Origin of the sequence: Paenibacillus psychroresistens (assembly GCF_009728935.1) — a bacterium.
GTDB lineage: Bacteria > Bacillota > Bacilli > Paenibacillales > NBRC-103111 > Paenibacillus_AC > Paenibacillus_AC psychroresistens.
The window spans coordinates 3,603,133-3,621,860 of the sequence record NZ_CP034235.1 but is presented as its reverse complement, the minus strand read 5'-3'; the positions used below and the strand labels follow the sequence as shown (position 1 = coordinate 3,621,860).

The following is an 18,728-nucleotide window of genomic DNA, read 5'->3' as shown; positions in this document are numbered from 1 at the left end:
ATCCATATTAATCGACAAAAGGGGAATATTCATGAGTGTCCATACGGCAATAACCGCCCATTCCAAAAAACAACATGATCATATTGAAGCTTTTCTACAGCTAGACCAGCTTCGTGAACAGGCTATTGATCAAGCCCTTCAGCAATGCATCAAGAAGGAATCCTTCAGCATTACAGAAATCAATCAAATCAGCCGTCAAATAAATGAACATGCCTTGAAAGGAATATCTCCCGTTCGCAAGCTCGTCACAGAGCAAATGATTCAAGATTATGCGGATCGGACCAAACAGCAATAACAGCTTAATTCAAAAATGAGCCGTCCCTTTGAATAATCGAAGGCGGCTCATTTTAATTATTTGAAGTAATCCTGTTCTAGACTTTCCAATTCCAACAAGCATTTTTGGGCAAACAGAATATCATTCTCCAATGATTTCTTATCCTTTTCTAATGCTCTCCGCAGCGAATCGCCATATTCAGGAACAGCTTGACGATATACTGAAATCGTATCAAAAGGCATCAAAGCAATTTCTTGGTTAGCCAGCGCACGTCTTTGATGAAAAAAACCAACGTTAGCTTGATTCGGATTATGAAGATCACCTTGAGTCGGGTGCTTAACCACCGCTAATACCTTCACCGCTGCTTTCATACCTGAAACGTCAACCACTTCTCCAATATACTCACCTGTTTTATACGCCGCAATCACGTGTTCACCTACAAGGTACATATTTTACCTCCTCCGAGTTAGCATAAACTTATTTATACACCAAACCCATCAATTACAGCCGTGTCCAGCTTTTCGTCCTCGTCCACAGTACCCGCTTCAACTTCAATTTTTTGGGCAACCGTATCTCTAACTACTCCCATAACAAGCTGGAGCAGATAATTGATATCGCTTTGTGATTGCTGAAATTCGCTTACAATCGGAATTTGATCCAATTCTTCCTGTAAAAGAACGATTTCCGCTTCAATTTTATCGACCATTTTCTGATTGCGGAACGATTCAAAAGCTACAATTTCCTTTTGCTTCTTCTTAATGATATTAATTAACCCTTGAACATGCTCATTGGTATTGATTTGCTTTTCTGATTTCTGGTAAAACTCAACCTCTGAAGAAGTAGAAATTAATGCAGCAAGCTCTAAAGCTTTTGCCATTATATCATCACGTACGATTAATTCTGTAGAATTATATTGATCCATTACTAGCTTTGTTTGTTCATGACCACATTCACTCATTCTCACACTCTCCACCCTTATTATTAGACCACACTATGAATGACTTCATTGACGATCTCGCCTTTGATAATCCATGTCTGAGCCTCTGTAACCTTCACGGTTACTTCTCGTCCGATTAAATCCTTAGAGCCTGTAAAATGCACCATTTTATTCGTCCGTGTCCGGCCAGACAATACATCAGGATTATTCTTACTTTCCCCTTCGACCATCACTTCAACAAGCTGACCACGCAGCTTCTCGTTGCTTTTCTTGCTTAATTCATTCATCGCATTGTTTAGGCGCTGCAAGCGAGCTTTTTTCTCTAGCTCTGGAACATTGTCTTCCATTTCAGCAGCAGGTGTACCCGAACGAGGTGAATAATTATAAGTAAAAGCAAAATCAAAGCCAATCTCATTAACTAGAGACAAAGTTTCTGCAAACTGCTCTTCGGTTTCACCCGGGAAACCAACAATAATATCCGTTGTCAGTACAACTTCTGGGATAGCGATTTTAATTTTAGCTACGAGTTTAATATATTCCTCACGGCTATATTTACGGCTCATTCGCTTCAATACTTCCGTGCTGCCTGATTGTACCGGAAGATGAATGTGCTCCATCAAATTACCACGTTTACTCAAGACTTCAATCAAATCATCGTCAAAATCCCGTGGGTGAGAAGTAGTGAAACGCACACGAGGGATATCTATTTTATGAACATCATTCATTAGATTTGCAAAAGTATACTTGATATCAATAAAATCCTTACCATATGCATTAACATTCTGTCCAAGCAGCATGATTTCCTTAAAGCCCTGTCTAGCTAAATCCCGTACCTCGGCAATAACATCCTCAGGTCTTCTGCTCCGCTCTTTACCTCTGGTGTAAGGAACAATGCAATAGGTGCAGAATTTATCGCAGCCATACATAATATTAACCCAAGCCTTCATACCCTCGCGCTTTTTCGGAAGATTCTCAATAATATCGCCTTCCTTGGACCATACATCAACAACCATTTCCTTGCACATATAAGCTTCTTCAAGCAGGTGCGGCAGACGATGGATATTATGAGTTCCAAATATTAAATCTACAAAGGCGTGCTTCTGCATAATTCGACTGACAACTGCTTCTTCCTGTGACATACAGCCACAAACGCCCAAAATTAAATTTGGGTTTTCCAGCTTTAATGCCTTCAGATGTCCAAGCTCGCCAAAAACCTTATCCTCCGCATTCTCACGAACCGCACAGGTATTTAACAAGATAACATCGGCAATAAGCTTGTCTTCTGTTCGCTCATAACCCATTGCTTCGAAAATACCCATCATTGTTTCCGTATCATGTTCATTCATTTGACAGCCATAGGTCATTATGTGATAGAACTTTCCCTTGCCTAAATGGAGTAATTCCTCCGGGATACCCTTATCGTATATGACTTCAATGGCTTCTTTACCACGTTTCTTTTCTTCTTTATAGCTTGGCTCTGATTTTAAATTAATAATCCGGCCTTTTATTTTAATCTTCTTTCCATTCTCGTCTTCACTGATTAACTTAGCATCCGAGAAGTCAAAATACTTGGAATAGTCTTTTTGTTCAGCCAATTTTGGCACCTGCCTTCTATACATGGATAAACGACTATGCCGTCTTTTAAGACGGCGTTTGTCCGGAAATATAAGAGCTGTATATAGGTGAAACTTATACTTTTTTATATTTTAAAAAACAAACCTATAATTGTAATAACACCTAGACATTTTATCACAAAATAGATTTGTTATCCAACGAGTAAGGTTGTATTTTATTTCTATTATACTTATTAATCTATAATCTCTGCATATTCATCTGTTTTTACACCAGCAGCATTCGCTTCATCCGTATCTATGTGTAGATCCAGCGCAAATTGATCCGATACCCGCGCCAAAACATTTTCGAGAATTAAAGGACGTTCCCCGTTAAGCTTTACTTTTAACATTTGTTGATCAACAATTCCCCAAGCCTCAGCATCTGAAGAATGAAAATGGATATGGCGAGCCGCAACAATCACACCTTGCTGCAATTCGACCTCTCCAGCAGGGCCGATTATCTTAATACCTGGCGTGCCCACTATATCACCGGATTGCCTTAAAGGTGGATTCAGCCCTAATGCAAAGCTATCAGTGCGTGAAATTTCAAGCTGGGTCTCACTTCTTGCTGGACCAAGAATACGAATTTTATCCATACGCCCTTTCGATCCTTGCACGGAAACAACCTCTTCAGCGGCAAACTGGCCAGGCTGAGAAAGCGCCTTAAATTCATGAAGCACATAACCTTGTCCAAATAGAATTTCAATATGAGCTCGGGACAAATGAATATGACGTGCGGATACACCTATATGAACTTTTTTCATGTTAGTTCCTCCTAAGAAAACATTATCTGAGTTTGCTTGCATCGTACCTGATTTCGAGTAACTTATCAAGGATAAACGGCTACGCTGATCTTCCGATGGAAGACGGTGCGTTTGTCGGGAATTATAAGATCAGTATAAGCATAAAAAATTATACTTTCTTATAATTCAAGAAAAAAGGCATATGGCGTATGCCATATGCCTTAAACAGGCAAGCTTATTTAAATTCTTGGACAAGCTTGTCGAACTCTTCTTCAGTAATTTTGATATCCTGACCAGCCAAAGATTCTTGCTTAAAGCCATAAACCAATTCTTCATAATTCTTTTTAACTTTATCTTGATAGATAAGACCAGTAAGCATACCATTGGTCTCCATTAGCTTAGTCATCGCCATAACACGGTTGGAAGGATCATAATCCGGAAATTCTTCCAAATCAACAATGTTTTCTTTAAACCAATCGTAAGTGTTTACTTTGTTAAAAGTTACACATGGACTGAACACGTTGATCAAAGAAAAGCCTTTGTGATTAAGTCCTTGCTCGATAAGTGACGTTAATTGCTTCAAGTTGCTTGAGAACGATTGAGCAATGAACGTAGCTCCTGCGGATAAAGCAATTTCCAAAGGTGCAAGCGCTGATTCAATTGAACCACCTGGTGCATTTTTAGGTGTTTTGAAGCCTTCTGCACTTCTTGGAGATGGTTGGCCTTTAGTTAAGCCATATATTTGGTTATCCATTACGATATACGTGATATCGATGTTTCTGCGAATGGAATGTACAGTGTGACCCATTCCGATTGCAAAGCCATCACCGTCGCCGCCTGAAGCGATAACAGTTAATTCGCGATTAGCCATTTTTAAGCCTTGTGCAATTGGCAATGATCTGCCGTGAACGCCATGAAAGCCATAAGCATTGATATAACCAGAAATTCTTCCTGAACATCCAATACCAGAAACGATAGCCAAATTCTCAGGCTCAAGTCCTACATTAGCTGCCGCTCTTTGAATCGCTGCTTGTACGGAGAAATCTCCACAGCCAGGGCACCAATTGGGTTTTACATTATTTCTAAAATCTTTTAACGTTGCCATTGGATCAGCTCCTTACACTCTTTATAGATTTCGGATGGCAAGAAAGGATTCCCATCATATTTAAGATGACTATGAATTTTTTCACTTGAACCCACATGCAATTTAATTAAAGCAGCTAATTGACCTGTTGCATTATTCTCAACTACAATCAATTTCTTTGCTTTGCTTGTATAAGCCTTAAGCTGCTCTGCTGGGAAAGGATGCAATAAACGCACGGTTACATGGTTTGTTTTGATGCCATCAGCTTCTAAACGCACTCTTGCTTCGTCAATCGTACCACCCGTTGAACCCATACCAATAATTAGATAATCCGGCTCTTCATGAGGTGCATCTGCTTTAATTGCGTTTGTAACCTGCAAATTATCCAGCTTGCCTAAACGTTTGTCCATCATTTTCTTACGATTGATCGTGCTTTCTGAAGGACGTCCTTCTTGATCATGTTCCACTCCAGTTACATGATGAATACCATGCTTAGTACCTGGGAAAACACGCGGCGATTGACCATCTTCCGTAAACTCATAACGCTTAAATAATTTGTTAGGCTCTTGCTCTTCAGGGCTTGTTACGATCTTTCCACGATTAATAACAATTTTGTTATAATCTAAAATCTCAGCAGATTGCTTACCTAAGCTAAGCTGTAAATCTGTCATAATAATTACTGGGCATTGATATATTTCAGCCAAGTTGAAAGCTTCAATTGTATCGTAGAAGCATTCTTCAATTGTGCTTGGCGAGATTACGATTTTGGGGATTTCACCATGTGTACCATAAATCATGGCATTAACATCGCTTTGCTCTTGTTTGGTTGGCAAGCCTGTTGATGGGCCGCCACGTTGAGTATCGACAATAACAACTGGAGTCTCTGTCATACCTGCTAAGCCTATAGCTTCCATCATCAAGCTCAGTCCAGGACCTGCAGAAGCAGTCATAGTACGAACACCGCCATAGTTAGCGCCGATTGCCATGGTAACTGCGGCGATCTCATCTTCAGTTTGAATAACAGTTCCACCAAATTTAGGCAGAGCTTTGATTAAGTATTCCATAATTTCTGAAGCAGGTGTAATAGGGTATGCTGGCATAAATCTACAGCCCGCAGCAACAGCACCCAATCCAATTGCATCATTTCCGATCATGAATAGCTTTTGCAGACCGTCTGCTGGCTCTAATTGAAACTGGTCTAAAGGCCCACCTGCTTCAGTTAATACAAATTCAGCTCCGCGCGCAACAGCCAATACATTCTTCTCGACAACCGCTGCACCTTTACGTCCAAACTCTTCTTCTACTGCTTTATTAAATACCTCCATCGGCAAGCCGAGCAATGCCCACGATGCTCCGGAAGCAACCATGTTCTTCATAAGGGATGTACCCAGTTCTTCAGCAATACCTGTAATGGGAACCGCGAATAATCTTGCAGCAACACCTTCTGGTACAACGGGACTAAACTTAGCGTCGGCAACAATTACACCGTGTTTAGTAAGCTCATGTGCATTTAAATCAATCGTTTCCTGATCAAAAGCAACCAGAATGTCCAAATCATCAGAAATGGCACGAATTGGCTTCGTGCTGATACGAATCTTATTATTAGTATGTCCACCTTTAATACGGGAGGAGAAATGTCGATATCCATATAAGTAATATCCAAGACGGTTCAATGCTGTTGAAAAAATACGATCTGTACTTTCAACACCCTCGCCCTGCTGCCCACCGATTTTCCACGATAACTGACTAATCACTAAATGCCAACTCCTTTAATTTTGAGAGCGTAATCTATACTTAAATCTTATGGCTTTAACCGCTAAAATGCAAGGTTTTACGCCGTTTAGAAAGATAGCTATTTTAGATTAAAACTATATCAAAAAGAGATCAATCATGCTTTTTAACATCTACTTTTGGGATGTAAGCTATTTTTTAAAAAGTTTAGCCAATTCCTATAAACAAGTTTATCTACCAAATCAGCTGGATATTTTTTGCAAAGCTCATTAATTAATTGGTCATACTGGCCAACATGCTCTAAATGGGGGATAAATGTCTCAATGCCATCAAAATCAGAGCCAAAGCCAAGATGATCTTCACCGCCTAAGGAGCAAACATGATCAATATGCCGTAATAAATCGCTAATTTGCGGATCATTTGATTTCACAAAATAAGGGACAAAGGTCAAGCCAATTGCGCCTTGCTTCGTGATAATCGCTTTTATTTGCTCGTTCGATAAATTGCGCGGATGTGGGCAAAGCTCAAATGTATTGGAATGAGAAGCAAGCACAGGCGCTTGCGACAGCTCCATCAGCTGCCAGAATCCTGCCTCTGCTAAATGAGATACATCTAATAGGATGCCCAATTTATTGCATTCTTTAACAAACCTCTGCCCTTTTATTGAAAATCCTCCATTTCGGGTTTCCATTACGCCATCTGCAGCCCAATTAGCATAGTTCCAGGTTATTCCGATACAACGGACTCCCAAGTAATAAGCGATCCGTAAATTCCGCAGACTGCCTCCTAAACCATCAGCACCTTCAAGTGTTAGGATCGCTCCGATCTTCTTATCCGTAATCGATTTCTCTAGATCTTCTCGACTTTTTATAAATGCAATCGCTGGATTAGCCGCTATTTTCTGATAGAACAAATCAATGCTTTCAAGAATGGGTTCAAACCGTGAACTATCTAGTTTTTCCGAAATATAGATTGCAAAGAATTGAATAGCCATATCTACCTGCTGAAGCCGCGGCAAATTTACAGCAATATCCGACTGAATTTGATTAAAATCAACGAATGGGTCTTGCAGCATTTTGCTTAATAGGTCGCAATGGCTATCAATTATTCTCATTTTCACGCCTCCACAATCCAAAAATATCCGCAAAAAAACCTGTCTACAAGGTAAACAGGCGTTAAAACAACAATAGGGTATTTAATTACCTAGGCTCAACAATCAATTTAATTGCCGTACGGTCTTCTCCATCAATAACAATATCCGTAAAGGCAGGAATACAGATCAGATCCACACCACTAGGAGCAACAAAACCTCTAGCAATTGCTACGGCTTTTACTGCTTGGTTTAAAGCCCCCGCACCAATTGCTTGAAGTTCGGCCGTTCCACGTTCACGCAACACCCCTGCTAGTGCACCTGCTACTGAATTAGGATTAGATTTCGCTGAAACTTTTAATACTTCCATGAAAAGTACCTCCTCAGGAATGTTGGGATAGACTCCAATACCCATAATATTCTAGAGAAGCAAATTTAATTCCTGCCCACCCGTGAAAAATAAACATTTATACGGTTAACGGGCAACAATTCCGGAACAGTAAAGTGATATTAAGTTGTTTTTAAGACATAATAAACTCGTCTTCAAACAATCTAACTAACTGGATGCTCTTGCTAAAACCGGTTTGTTCATCTACATCGATCAAAACCGCATGAAAATGCCATTTTCCTTCATCTACAACAAACCTAACAGGAAGCGAGGTTCTAAATCTCTGCAGCACAGCTGTCTTTTCCATACCTAGTACACCATCTCTTGGACCCACCATGCCTACATCCGTTACATAAGCCGTACCTTGAGGCAGCACTCGTTCATCATGGCTTTGGACATGTGTATGTGTCCCTACAACTACAGATACCTTGCCATCGAGATGCCACCCCATGGATATTTTCTCAGAAGTGGCTTCTGCATGAAAATCAACGAGAATAAACCGATCTCTATGATCCAACTGCTCTAGAATGTAGTCAACTGTTTGAAAAGGACAGTCCAGTGGCGGTAGAAAGGTTCTGCCTTGGATATTAATAATAACTAATTCCTTGCCATTGGCTTTAATTGTTGTCCAACCCAATCCTGGTGTACCTTCAGGAAAATTAGCCGGACGCACCATTCGTCTTTCATCATCAATAAAATCAAAGATTTCTTTTTGATCCCAAGTATGATTGCCCAAGGTAATGCCATGAATCCCCATATCAAACATTTCTTTTGCTATTTGCTTTGTAATTCCTCTTCCGGCTGCTGCATTTTCCCCATTCGCAATGATCATTGTAGGCTGATGCCTAGCTTTCAGAATGGGCAATACTTCTTTAAGTGCTTTTCTACCGACAGAACCAACAATATCCCCTATAAATAAAATTTTAATGGGTTAGACTCCCCTTTATAATTATTCTTCTTTACTACTTAACAGACAATTTGTTGCCCGTAAGCAGTATAATCCTTATCTCCCAAAAATTAAATAGCTATACGGCTAACGAGCAAGTTATTGCCCGTAAGCCGTAATCCACAAATTGAAAAAGTGGCTTAATTCAGCCACTTTTTCAACGAATCAGCTATTTATATTGGTTTAAACCTTTTACTTAGCGTATTCAACGGCTCTGGTCTCACGAATAACAGTGACTTTAATGTGACCTGGATAATTCAGTTCGCTCTCGATTGTTTTCGTAATATCACGAGCGAGACGGAATGCTTCGGTATCATCAATTTTATCCGGTTGAACCATAACACGAATTTCTCTGCCTGCTTGGATTGCATAAGATTTCTCAACACCATCGAAGGATTCGCAGATCTCTTCAAGCTTTTCAAGCCTTTTGATGTATGTCTCTAATGTTTCTCTACGCGCACCTGGACGAGCTGCTGATAAAGCGTCAGCTGCGCCTACAAGCATTGCAATTACCGATGTAGCTTCGACATCACCATGATGGGATGCAATACTGTTGATAACCACCGGATGTTCCTTGTACTTTTTACCTAATTCGACACCAATTTCAACATGGGAGCCTTCGACCTCATGATCTAATGCTTTTCCAATGTCATGTAGGAGACCGGCACGCTTCGCCAAAGTGATGTCTTCTCCTAATTCTCCAGCCATAAGACCGGTTAAATAGGCTACTTCCATGGAATGCTTCAGTACATTTTGTCCATAGCTTGTACGGAACTTCAGTCTACCCATGATTTTAATTAAATCAGGATGTAAGCCATGTACTCCAGTTTCATAAGTAGCTTGTTCTCCATACTCACGAATTCTTTCATCGACTTCTTTACGTGATTTTTCGACCATTTCTTCAATGCGAGCCGGATGTATTCGACCATCTGCGACAAGCTTCTCTAAAGATGTTCGAGCAATTTCACGACGAATTGGATCAAATCCAGATAAAATTACTGCTTCAGGAGTATCATCAATAATTAAATCGATCCCTGTTAGAGTTTCAAGTGCACGGATATTACGACCTTCACGTCCAATGATGCGCCCCTTCATTTCGTCATTCGGCAAGGTTACAACAGATACTGTTGTTTCCGCCACATGATCGGCAGCACAGCGTTGAATAGCAAGAGTGATAATTTCACGTGCTTTCTTGTCGCCTTCTTCTTTAGCTTGCTGCTCAATTTCTTTAATCAGCTTCGAGGTTTCTTGTCTAACTTCTTGTTCAACACTCGTTAGAATAATTGCTTTCGCCTCTTCGGTGCTTAAAGCTGAAATCCGTTCCAATTCAGCAACTTGCGTTTTGTAAAGCTGATCAATCTGAGCTTGTGTATCTTCAATTCTCTTTTCTTTATTAACCACTTGCTCTTCTTTACGCTCTAAGGATTCTAGCTTTTTATCCAACGATTCCTCTTTTTGCAAGAGACGTCTTTCTTGTCGTTGAATCTCATTGCGGCGTTCACGTATGTCTTTCTCAGCTTCAGTACGGAGTCTGTGAACTTCGTCTTTGGCTTCAACAACGGTTTCTTTTTTAAGTGATTCCGCTTCTTTTTTAGCGCCTTCCATAATTTGCACAGCGGCCTGTTCAGCACTCGAGATTTTCGCTTCTGCGAGAGATTTGCGGATAAAATACCCAATCCCTGCGCCAAGAAGAAGACCAACAACGAGTGCGATAAAGGCCAGGACGTAGTTCATACTGTTCACCTCCTCGTTGATTCTCCAAGGGATTAGCTTGGGTTAAATTCAGTTTTAAACTGCTCAATACTTACATTCGTTTTCAATAACATTGCATTGCTTACATTTTCAGATGAATAAAAGTAAAAATTGGCGTTTTTTTACTTTGCGGAAACATATCCACTATTCAAATAAATAGCCAGATATGAACCTAAGTACATACATACTCATGATCATTTTAGCTTTTAATGAAGAAACTTGTCAAGCTATTGTAAATTCCGTTTATTGGCTTCTTAGATTATCCGTTGCTTTGTTAAGTTTAATGTCATTAATTATTTCTCTAGTTAACTTCCTCAACTAGATCATATCCAGCTCATCCAATGATTCCCCTGTTACTTGCTTCAGTACAGTATTGACCATTGTACTAGGATACCCCCTTCGCAGCATAAAGCTTGCTAATTTATGTTTGCGTTCAAAGGGCTCCCCTTTTATAGTAGCCCATTTCTTCTTAGCAGTATCATATGCAGCTTGAAACTCTGCCTCTTCATCAACGTTAGATAAGGCTTCTTGTATGTGTTCTTTCGATAGGCCTTTTTGTTGCAGCTCTTGCTGAACCCAACGTCTGCCTTTCTTCTGTGAGAATAGCCGATGCTCGGTCCACATATGAGCAAATTGCTCGTCATCAATAATCTTCTGCTCTAAGAGCTTCTGTATGGTTCGGCTAACAGCGTCTTCCCCGTAGCCTTTTTCCGCGAGCTTAAACTCGATTTCTTTACGTGATCTTGGACGTCGTCCAACGAATCTTAGCGCTTCCATGAATGCTTTGTGGTATTCATCTTCCGTAATAATCATTTCAATTCTTGCTGCATTTACATATTCGCCTTTTAACAAACGATGTTTAACAAGCATATCCTCATGCACCGAAAAAGCAAACAGCTCATTTAAAAATATATTATACCGATACCTGCTTCGCTTTTGTTTCTCTACTGAAGTGATCAATACAATGGTTTCTTCATCTTCCTCTTCCACGATATGCCCCCCTTTACTTATATAATGAGAAACGCACCTCATTGAAATCATAAGGTGCGACATTTTAGTTGTTATTCAAAATCCAAATCTTCTGCATCATCATCAGCAGTTGCACTGGTTACCGCAGGTACCGTTATAGTTGCTTCTCTAATTTTCTTCTCAATAATATCCGTTACCTTGTGGTTGTCCTTCAAATACTGCTTAGCATTCTCACGGCCTTGACCTAATCTTTCACCTTCGAATGAATACCAAGCACCGCTCTTATCCACGATATCCATCTCGGTACCAATATCAATCAGGCTGCCTTCTTTGGAAATGCCTTCACCGTACATGATATCAACTTCAGCTTGTTTAAAAGGAGGAGCGACTTTGTTCTTCACTACTTTAATGCGTGTACGGTTACCCACTACATCGTTGCCTTGCTTGATGGATTCAATCCGACGTACATCCAAACGAATAGTGGAATAGAATTTAAGAGCTCGTCCACCTGGAGTAACCTCTGGATTACCAAACATAACGCCGACTTTTTCCCGAAGCTGATTAATGAAAATTGCGATAACCTTGGACTTGTTGATTGCACCTGATAGCTTTCTTAAAGCCTGTGACATCAATCTTGCTTGTAGGCCGACATGTGAATCTCCCATGTCCCCTTCGATTTCAGCCTTAGGCACCAAAGCCGCTACGGAGTCAACAACAATAATATCGACCGCACCGCTTCGTACAAGTGCTTCTGCAATTTCAAGTGCTTGCTCGCCTGTATCGGGCTGTGAAAGCAACAACTCATCTATGTTGATCCCAAGCTTGGCTGCATAGGCTGGATCCAATGCATGCTCGGCATCAATAAAAGCAGCCGTACCGCCATTCTTCTGTACCGATGCAATGGCATGTAGCGCAACTGTAGTCTTACCTGAGGATTCAGGTCCGAATACTTCAATAATACGCCCGCGTGGAAAACCACCAACTCCAAGAGCAATATCAAGGGCTAATGCTCCAGTGGAAATAGCTTCAATTTGCATATGCGTGGATTCGCCAAGCTTCATTATGGAGCCTTTTCCAAATTGTTTCTCAATATTACGTAAAGCCATTTCTAACGCAGCACGACGATCAGCAGCCAAAAGACTCACTTCCTTCTTTGATTATATTTACATGATAACTTCTTTTTGCCTTCTTGCCAAGTGTTTTTTCGAACATACATTCGTTTTTTTGATAAATGCAGCTTTTTAGCTAAGTCCAAACAAAAAAACCGCTACAAAAGAAGGTCTCTTTTGTAACGGTTCTTCCGCTAACTATTGATACCAATATATACCAAACTTTTTATTTGTGCAATAGTTTTTTTAAGACGGCTAAGCCATTTATCCTTGCATGTTAAATATACAGCTACTCCACTAGCCTTTTCCATAAATGATATAAAGCCGTTTTGGCAGATTTAAGCTTGATTAAATCACGGCCGCCTGAATGTGTCACATTAACTACTAATGTGGGTTGCCCCTTTTGAGCAACTCCAATATACACTAGCCCAACAGGTTTACCTTCAGATGGGTTAGGGCCTGCAACGCCTGTTATTGAGATAGCATAGTCCGACTTCATCAAAATTAATAATTGCTCTGCTAATACTTGAGCCGTTTCAGCACTAACCGCACCTGGCGCACCTTCACCTTCTAACATCGTGGTTGGTACTCTCAGAAGCTCATGCTTTACTTGATTGGAGTAACAGATGATCCCGCCAAGAAAGCTAGTAGAACTGCCTGAAATAGAAGTAATTAGATCACTTAGCAAGCCACCTGTACAGCTCTCAGCTACGGCTAATGTAGCATTTTTCTCAGCCAATAGCCGCAGAACAGCTTGCTCAATCCCAATATCTTCTTGCGCATAAAGATAGAGGCCCAAACGATCACGAATCATTTGCACTGTGGAAGCCATTTGTAGATTAGCTGCTTCTTGGGAATGTGCTTTGGTAGATAAGCGAATCGTGACTTCCCCTTCTTTTGCGTAGGGGGCTATGGTTGGATCCTGCTGACTCTCGATTAAATCAAGCAGAGCATGCTCTAACGAAGACTCGCCAATCCCGCAAAATTTAAGCATTGTTGAGTATAGCGGCATTTCATCCCTCATGACCGTACGCAGCCAATCTTTGGCATAATTCTCGAACATGGGCTTCATTTCACGAGGTGGACCCGGCAGCAGCACATAATGTGTACCGTCTAACGTCATTGCGTTCCCAACAGCCATTCCAGTATCATTCAACAGGGCATCGCTGCCAGCGATCATTAAGGCTTGTCTAGCATTGCTTTCAACCATAGCTATGCCCCGTGCTTCGAAGAAAGCAGTTATCCTGTCCATGGAAGGCTGATGCATAATTAATTCGCGTTGGAGAAATGCAGCAAGCACATCTTTGGTTAAATCGTCTAACGTCGGCCCTAAGCCACCTGTAAAAATAATCAGCTCTGCCCTATCTTTAGCAAGGCTGATTGCCTGCTTCAACCGTGCTTCATTATCACCAACAACGGTTTGAAAATAACCATCTATCCCCATCGCTGCACATTGCTGAGCAAGATACTGTGCGTTGGTATTAACAATTTGACCTAACAAAAGCTCTGTTCCTACTGCGATTATCTCTGCTTTCATCTAAGCTTCATCCTTCCCTATTCGAAAAAAAAACAATAGGAGGTCCTATTGTTTTTTTCATCCTCAATCTGAAAAATTGATTACATGTTTGTTTTTGACAAAATAATCAACACCCGAGTAGACCGTTATGATAACGGCTGCCCAGCTAGAAATTAAATCGAAACGAATGTCGATAAAGTTAAATGGAAAATTGTTAAGCAACAAAGCAATAATCGCTGTGATCTGAATGCCTGTCTTCCATTTCCCCAGCTTGCTTGCCGCCATAACGATACCTTCTAATAGCGCAATTTGCCTCAACCCTGTTACAGCGAACTCTCTGCCAATAATGACAATAACTATCCAAGCATCAATTTTCCCGAGTTCAACCAAATAAACCAATACCGCCGTTACCAGTAATTTATCAGCAAGTGGATCTAATAGCTTGCCCAGATTGGTAACAAGCTTACGCTTACGGGCGATATAGCCGTCTAAACCATCCGTACTGGCAGCAATTATAAAAACAAAGGTAGCCAGAATTTGATTATAGGTAATGGTAAAATCAGAAAGATGGATAACCGGGAATGTTTTGACCTGGAGGAAAACCATAATCACAGGTATAAGAGCTATTCTTGCAACCGTGATTCGGTTGGGTAAATTCATACAATACCCTCCCCAGACAAATCATACTCAAACGAATGCGTGATTCTTACTTTGGTCATAGAACCAATGGTTGCCGTGCTGCTTGTTACAAAAACCTCTCCATCTATTTCTGGAGCATCATATTGTGAACGTCCAATGTAGACATCATTACGCCCGTCATAACGTTCGATCAGAATATCCAAATCCTGTCCAATGCGATTGCCATTGCGGGTTTTGGAGATTTCACGTTGAATTTCCATCAAGGTGTTGTTGCGGAACTCTTTAACATCCTCATCTACTTGATCAGGCAAACGTGATGCTGGCGTATCTTGCTCCTGTGAATAACTGAAGACACCCAAACGGTCAAATTCCATTTCGCGCACAAAAGTAACCAAATTATCAAAATCCGTTTCTGTTTCGCCCGGAAACCCGACAATAAGTGAAGTACGTAGGGAAACATTGGGAATTTTGGCACGAATTTTGAGAATCAGCTCTCTTGAATCGCGTTGTCTGCCAGGTCTATTCATCCGTTTCAGGATCCGATCTTCGCTATGCTGAAGCGGCATGTCCACATATTTACAAACTTTTGGGTTATTTGCTATGGTATCAATTAATTCATCTGTAAAGAATCCAGGATAGGCATAATGCAATCGAACCCATTCAATTCCGGGTACATCTGTAACTTTATTCATTAAGGTAGGCAGCATAAAGGAATCATATAAATCCGTACCATAATTAGTCGAATCCTGTGCAATCAAGCTGATTTCCTTTACACCCTGTGATGCCAATTCAGTCACTTCACGGATAACAGACTCCATACTGCGACTACGGAATTTACCACGCATAATCGGAATACTACAAAAAGTACACGCGTTATCGCAGCCTTCAGCAATTTTCACATAAGCCGTATAACGTGGTCCGGATGAGCGTCTTGGCAATGCTTGCTCGTAATTAAACACGGGATTTCCGACCATCACCGGCTTATGGCCTGCTAATGCCTGCTCGACAATGTCATTAATGTTATGAAAATCGCCAGTACCTACGATTCCGTCAATCTCAGGCATTTCCTTCATTAATTCTTCCTTGTAACGTTGTGTCAAGCAACCTGAGACGATAAGCGCCTTTAAATTCGCTGTTCGTTTCAAATCCGCCATATCTAGAATAGTATTAACGGATTCTTCTTTAGCTGCATCAATAAAACCGCAGGTATTCACGATAATAACCGTTGCATCCTCTTTGTTGTCGGCTATTAAGTAGCCTTTTTGATGGACTAAACCGGTCATGATTTCAGAATCAACTAGATTCTTCTCGCATCCGAGTGTAACCACCATTATCTTTTCTGTCATTACGAGATCCCCCAATATAGTGCAATTCATTGCAATTCAAGATGAACGGGCTACAAAGAATAAAGTAGCCCGTTAACATTATAATTATAATACATCGTTATAGGAATTGCTACCCGCGAAAATTGTTGAACTGCAGCTCCAAGGGTAAATCCGCTTGTTTAACAATTTGCATAATCTTCTGCAAGTCATCCCGATTTTTGCCTGTAACTCGAATTTGATCGCCTTGAATTTGGCTGGTTACTTTTAATTTGGAATCACGAATGAGGATATTAATTTTCTTAGCGTCCTCTTGGCTTATCCCTTGCTTTAAGGTAATTCTTTGTCTAACTGTTGTCATAGCTGCTGGTTCAACTTTACCATGCTCCATATTTTTCAAAGAAATTCCACGCTTGGCCATCTTCGAAGTCAATATGTCTACAACGTTCTGCAGCTTAAATTCATCATCGGAGACTAGGACTAGCTCTTCTTTTTCTAGCTTGATGCTGCTTTTGCTGTTTTTGAAATCAAACCGAGTGTCAATTTCTTTCTCGGCTTGGTTAATCGCATTATTCAATTCGGCCATATCAATTTTCGAACAAATATCAAACGAGTTTTCTGTACTCATGCCAAACACTTCCTTTTCTAAACAATCGTTAGTTCATTATAGCAAGTTTTTCTACATAATAAAAGAAGACACCCCATTAAGCTTAAGGATGTCCTCTAAAATACTGCTCCGAACTAATGTCTTCGAACTGGCACACGAAACATATCCAGCAGCCCTAACACAATATGTGCAAGACCAAAACCAAAAATTCCGTATCCCCAAGCACTAGGTGTTAAGTACCAGCCCAATAAACTGACTATAACCCCCAGCCCTGTTACAACCCAGCTTGTTGGCATTTGCTTAACCTCACTTTTACAGGAATGAATAACTACCGTTATCCTCCCCTATAGCAAGGCGTTTATGCGAGCTCAAATTGAAATTTCTTTACATTAGGTAAATCTCCCACGGGGATAATCACACCGTTTACTTTCACTTCTGCCGCATTGGCTCTTCCCAGCTTAACATAGACAGGTTTTTCCAAGCTCCAGATTTTCTTACCAGTGGTGGTCTCCAGATTGCCGGTCTCAATCAACTTCTTGCTATTGACTCCACTCACTTCATCAATTTCAAACCAACATTTATCTGTGGCAACACTTAGCTCTAATTCAATTTTGGTGGCGTTCGAAATAATATAATAATCAACTCCATTAGCACTAGAAGCCAACTTAACTTCTGCTAGGGGACTGGATGCCTGTGGGGTTGGAGTATTCGGTTCAATTGTCGCAATAGGTGTTGCGTTAGGGTCAACCACATCAACTGCTTTGTCAGTTAGGCGAGGACCTTGTTCCTCGGTATTGTTAGTATTATCCGCCGTTTTACTGTTCTTATCTATAAAATAATAGGCTAAAACAATAATTAAAACCAAGAAAGATATAAAAACAAGCGTAGTGATTCTTTTGCTCCAACGGTCGTTCGTTTTAATACCCGATCTTTTGCGATGGTTAGGCTCTACCTTAGATTCGACTTGAGAAGCAGGAATCACATTCCGATAAAGACGAAGCACCTCATTAGGGTCTAAGCCCACACTCTCCGAATAGCTCTTAATAAATGCCCTTACATAAAAATTTCCTGGCAGCAATTTATAATTGCCATCTTCAATGGCTTCTAAATATCTTTTTCGAATTTTAGTGGTTTCTTGCATATCCTCCAAGGATATCCCTTTTTCCAGCCTAGCCTTTCGCAACAACTGTCCCAATTCCGACAAATGGTTCACCTCCCGTCAACGTATCTACTATAATTTTTAAAAGCCTTCATCAAATGGAGTCGTAAAGCTATCATAGGAAATCTCTTCATCCGGTGAATTACGCAATTCGATAATATAATCAAACGTATGATAATCATATTCCGATTCGCGAATAAAAATATCGGGGTGTTCTATGACCTTGGTCGATGGCATAGCCATAATTTGTTTCAATAAGCTGTGATGCTTTTCATTAGATCGCATGGTCGAAACAATACCGTCAATTATAAATATATTGTTGGGATTCAATTCATCCTCAGACATTTGATTACGAACCGTTTGGCGAAGCAATGTGGAAGAAACAAAATTCCAACGTTTATTCGAGCATACACTTCCAGCAATAATGGACTCTGTTTTGCCGACACGCGGCATCCCGCGCAAACCAACGACCTGATTGCCGTCTCTCTTGAAAATCTCACCTAAAAAGTCCACAAGTAAACCAAGCTCGTCCCGTGTAAACCGGAAGGTTTTGCGATCATCCGAATCACGTTCTATGTAACGGCCATGCCTAACAGCGAGAATATCGACTAATTTAGGGGTGCGTAAAGCCGTAATAGTAATATTATCTACTTTACTTAGCATTTTACCCATAAGCTCAATGGTTTCATCATCATCGGTTTGCAGAAGCATGCCGCGAGTACGATCTTCGACTCCATTAATCGACATAATATTAATTTCCAGCATTCCCATTAAAGAAGCAATATCACCAAGCAAACCAGGGCGATTCTTATGAATCCTGTATTCCATGTACCATTGTTTCATTCTGTG

At 40.6% G+C, this 18,728-nt stretch carries 20 protein-coding genes; 1 reads left to right on the top strand and 19 read right to left on the bottom strand.

The window, feature by feature from the left end:
- The first annotated feature begins 31 nt into the window (after positions 1-31).
- Positions 32-295: a DUF2533 family protein gene (locus EHS13_RS16265; RefSeq protein ID WP_155701348.1), complete on the top strand. Its 264-nt coding sequence runs from the start codon at positions 32-34 to the stop codon at positions 293-295.
- 56 nt (positions 296-351) lie between these two features.
- Here EHS13_RS16265 and kapB read toward each other — a convergent pair whose 3' ends face one another.
- From kapB to EHS13_RS16175, 19 genes are all read right to left on the bottom strand, one after another.
- Positions 352-723: a kinase-associated lipoprotein KapB gene (gene kapB / locus EHS13_RS16260; RefSeq protein ID WP_155701347.1), complete on the bottom strand. Its 372-nt coding sequence runs from the start codon at positions 721-723 to the stop codon at positions 352-354.
- A gap of 32 nt (positions 724-755) precedes the next feature.
- Positions 756-1,232: a YlbF/YmcA family competence regulator gene (locus EHS13_RS16255; RefSeq protein WP_227013957.1), complete on the bottom strand. Its 477-nt coding sequence runs from the start codon at positions 1,230-1,232 to the stop codon at positions 756-758.
- A 23-nt stretch (positions 1,233-1,255) separates the two neighbouring features.
- Positions 1,256-2,830 carry a tRNA (N6-isopentenyl adenosine(37)-C2)-methylthiotransferase MiaB gene (miaB, locus tag EHS13_RS16250; RefSeq protein ID WP_155701346.1) on the bottom strand — a complete coding sequence of 525 codons (1,575 nt, stop codon included), beginning with the start codon at positions 2,828-2,830 and terminating at the stop codon, positions 1,256-1,258.
- 188 nt (positions 2,831-3,018) lie between these two features.
- Complete coding sequence (pduL, locus tag EHS13_RS16245; protein WP_155701345.1) at positions 3,019-3,588, bottom strand: phosphate propanoyltransferase; 570 nt, start codon at positions 3,586-3,588, stop codon at positions 3,019-3,021.
- A 214-nt stretch (positions 3,589-3,802) separates the two neighbouring features.
- Complete coding sequence (locus EHS13_RS16240) at positions 3,803-4,672, bottom strand: 2-oxoacid:ferredoxin oxidoreductase subunit beta (protein ID WP_155701344.1); 870 nt, start codon at positions 4,670-4,672, stop codon at positions 3,803-3,805.
- A complete protein-coding gene (locus tag EHS13_RS16235) occupies positions 4,660-6,405 on the bottom strand; it encodes a 2-oxoacid:acceptor oxidoreductase subunit alpha (RefSeq protein ID WP_155701343.1) in 1,746 nt (581 codons plus the stop codon). The genes EHS13_RS16240 and EHS13_RS16235 overlap by 13 nt, the downstream gene beginning before the upstream one ends.
- Positions 6,406-6,548: 143 nt before the next feature.
- Entirely contained in the window at positions 6,549-7,496 is a 948-nt protein-coding gene (locus tag EHS13_RS16230; protein WP_155701342.1) for a dipeptidase, read from the bottom strand.
- Positions 7,497-7,581: 85 nt separating this feature from the next.
- Positions 7,582-7,842 carry a stage V sporulation protein S gene (locus EHS13_RS16225; protein ID WP_155701341.1) on the bottom strand — a complete coding sequence of 87 codons (261 nt, stop codon included), beginning with the start codon at positions 7,840-7,842 and terminating at the stop codon, positions 7,582-7,584.
- 151 nt (positions 7,843-7,993) lie between these two features.
- Positions 7,994-8,788: a TIGR00282 family metallophosphoesterase gene (locus EHS13_RS16220; RefSeq protein WP_155701340.1), complete on the bottom strand. Its 795-nt coding sequence runs from the start codon at positions 8,786-8,788 to the stop codon at positions 7,994-7,996.
- 210 nt (positions 8,789-8,998) lie between these two features.
- The gene (gene rny / locus EHS13_RS16215; RefSeq protein WP_155701339.1) at positions 8,999-10,540 is read right to left on the bottom strand and encodes a ribonuclease Y; all 1,542 of its coding nucleotides are present in this window, start codon (positions 10,538-10,540) and stop codon (positions 8,999-9,001) included.
- Between the two features lie 336 nt (positions 10,541-10,876).
- Complete coding sequence (locus EHS13_RS16210) at positions 10,877-11,548, bottom strand: regulatory protein RecX (RefSeq protein ID WP_162463134.1); 672 nt, start codon at positions 11,546-11,548, stop codon at positions 10,877-10,879.
- A gap of 71 nt (positions 11,549-11,619) precedes the next feature.
- Positions 11,620-12,663, bottom strand: coding sequence for a recombinase RecA (gene recA, locus EHS13_RS16205; RefSeq protein WP_227013955.1), 1,044 nt, complete (start codon positions 12,661-12,663; stop codon positions 11,620-11,622).
- Between the two features lie 262 nt (positions 12,664-12,925).
- A complete protein-coding gene (locus tag EHS13_RS16200) occupies positions 12,926-14,173 on the bottom strand; it encodes a competence/damage-inducible protein A (protein ID WP_155701337.1) in 1,248 nt (415 codons plus the stop codon).
- Positions 14,174-14,236: 63 nt separating this feature from the next.
- Complete coding sequence (gene pgsA / locus EHS13_RS16195) at positions 14,237-14,812, bottom strand: CDP-diacylglycerol--glycerol-3-phosphate 3-phosphatidyltransferase (protein ID WP_155701336.1); 576 nt, start codon at positions 14,810-14,812, stop codon at positions 14,237-14,239.
- The gene (gene rimO, locus EHS13_RS16190; RefSeq protein WP_155701335.1) at positions 14,809-16,137 is read right to left on the bottom strand and encodes a 30S ribosomal protein S12 methylthiotransferase RimO; all 1,329 of its coding nucleotides are present in this window, start codon (positions 16,135-16,137) and stop codon (positions 14,809-14,811) included. Before rimO ends, pgsA begins: the two co-directional genes overlap by 4 nt.
- A 109-nt stretch (positions 16,138-16,246) precedes the next feature.
- Positions 16,247-16,741, bottom strand: coding sequence for a YajQ family cyclic di-GMP-binding protein (locus EHS13_RS16185; protein ID WP_155701334.1), 495 nt, complete (start codon positions 16,739-16,741; stop codon positions 16,247-16,249).
- Positions 16,742-16,854: 113 nt separating this feature from the next.
- Positions 16,855-17,016: a hypothetical protein gene (locus EHS13_RS36405; protein WP_193571507.1), complete on the bottom strand. Its 162-nt coding sequence runs from the start codon at positions 17,014-17,016 to the stop codon at positions 16,855-16,857.
- Positions 17,017-17,078: 62 nt separating this feature from the next.
- Entirely contained in the window at positions 17,079-17,933 is an 855-nt protein-coding gene (locus tag EHS13_RS16180; RefSeq protein WP_227013954.1) for a RodZ domain-containing protein, read from the bottom strand.
- 27 nt (positions 17,934-17,960) lie between these two features.
- Complete coding sequence (locus EHS13_RS16175) at positions 17,961-18,722, bottom strand: DUF3388 domain-containing protein (protein WP_155701332.1); 762 nt, start codon at positions 18,720-18,722, stop codon at positions 17,961-17,963.
- Positions 18,723-18,728: the final 6 nt, after the last annotated feature.

What these genes read in the sequence shown, in the direction of transcription:
- EHS13_RS16265 (WP_155701348.1), top strand. Translation starts at nt 32, where the DNA reads ATGAGTGTCCATACGGCAATAACCGCCCATTCCAAAAAACAACATGAT.
- kapB (WP_155701347.1), bottom strand. Translation starts at nt 723, where the DNA reads ATGTACCTTGTAGGTGAACACGTGATTGCGGCGTATAAAACAGGTGAG.
- EHS13_RS16255 (WP_227013957.1), bottom strand. Translation starts at nt 1,232, where the DNA reads ATGAGTGAATGTGGTCATGAACAAACAAAGCTAGTAATGGATCAATAT.
- miaB (WP_155701346.1), bottom strand. Translation starts at nt 2,830, where the DNA reads ATGTATAGAAGGCAGGTGCCAAAATTGGCTGAACAAAAAGACTATTCC.
- pduL (WP_155701345.1), bottom strand. Translation starts at nt 3,588, where the DNA reads ATGAAAAAAGTTCATATAGGTGTATCCGCACGTCATATTCATTTGTCC.
- EHS13_RS16240 (WP_155701344.1), bottom strand. Translation starts at nt 4,672, where the DNA reads ATGGCAACGTTAAAAGATTTTAGAAATAATGTAAAACCCAATTGGTGC.
- EHS13_RS16230 (WP_155701342.1), bottom strand. Translation starts at nt 7,496, where the DNA reads ATGAGAATAATTGATAGCCATTGCGACCTATTAAGCAAAATGCTGCAA.
- EHS13_RS16225 (WP_155701341.1), bottom strand. Translation starts at nt 7,842, where the DNA reads ATGGAAGTATTAAAAGTTTCAGCGAAATCTAATCCTAATTCAGTAGCA.
- rny (WP_155701339.1), bottom strand. Translation starts at nt 10,540, where the DNA reads ATGAACTACGTCCTGGCCTTTATCGCACTCGTTGTTGGTCTTCTTCTT.
- EHS13_RS16200 (WP_155701337.1), bottom strand. Translation starts at nt 14,173, where the DNA reads ATGAAAGCAGAGATAATCGCAGTAGGAACAGAGCTTTTGTTAGGTCAA.
- pgsA (WP_155701336.1), bottom strand. Translation starts at nt 14,812, where the DNA reads ATGAATTTACCCAACCGAATCACGGTTGCAAGAATAGCTCTTATACCT.
- rimO (WP_155701335.1), bottom strand. Translation starts at nt 16,137, where the DNA reads ATGACAGAAAAGATAATGGTGGTTACACTCGGATGCGAGAAGAATCTA.
- EHS13_RS16185 (WP_155701334.1), bottom strand. Translation starts at nt 16,741, where the DNA reads ATGAGTACAGAAAACTCGTTTGATATTTGTTCGAAAATTGATATGGCC.
- EHS13_RS36405 (WP_193571507.1), bottom strand. Translation starts at nt 17,016, where the DNA reads ATGCCAACAAGCTGGGTTGTAACAGGGCTGGGGGTTATAGTCAGTTTA.
- EHS13_RS16175 (WP_155701332.1), bottom strand. Translation starts at nt 18,722, where the DNA reads ATGAAACAATGGTACATGGAATACAGGATTCATAAGAATCGCCCTGGT.